General features: G+C 65.0%; 1 protein-coding gene. It reads right to left on the bottom strand.

Features of this window, described 5'->3' with window-relative positions; all coding sequences use genetic code 11:
- Positions 1–233: SAM-dependent methyltransferase (locus tag J0695_RS39710; RefSeq protein ID WP_505383633.1), on the bottom strand; the 233-nt coding region annotated here is incomplete at its 3' end.
- Between the last annotated feature and the right edge of the window lie 70 nt (positions 234–303).

The raw sequence follows: 303 nt of genomic DNA, 5'->3' as shown, positions 1-303 counted from the left end.
CGGCCGCGGTAGGGGCGGGGTTCGCGGTAGTCATCGTGTTCCGGTTCCGGGAACTGGTCGAAGACGAAGAGGACCTCCACGTGGGAGAAGCCCTCCAGACCCTGCAGGCACGCGTCGCCGAAGCGCTCGTCGACGGTGATCGTACTGTGGACGGCACCCCAGTTGTCCGTGTGCTGGACGTCCGTACGGTTGTTCCGGACTGTGCCTATCGGTGTGATCTCGAAACGTGGCATGGCTAGGTTCTACCGCTTGGGTGAGTGTCCTGCCCAGATGCCGTCCTCAGCCCTTGCGGCCCCCGCAGCC

Source organism: Streptomyces beijiangensis, from assembly GCF_017315755.1.
Classification (GTDB): Bacteria; Actinomycetota; Actinomycetes; order Streptomycetales; family Streptomycetaceae; genus Streptomyces; species Streptomyces beijiangensis.
Note: the sequence above shows the minus strand (reverse complement) of the source record. Positions and strands in the feature narration are given on the sequence as shown.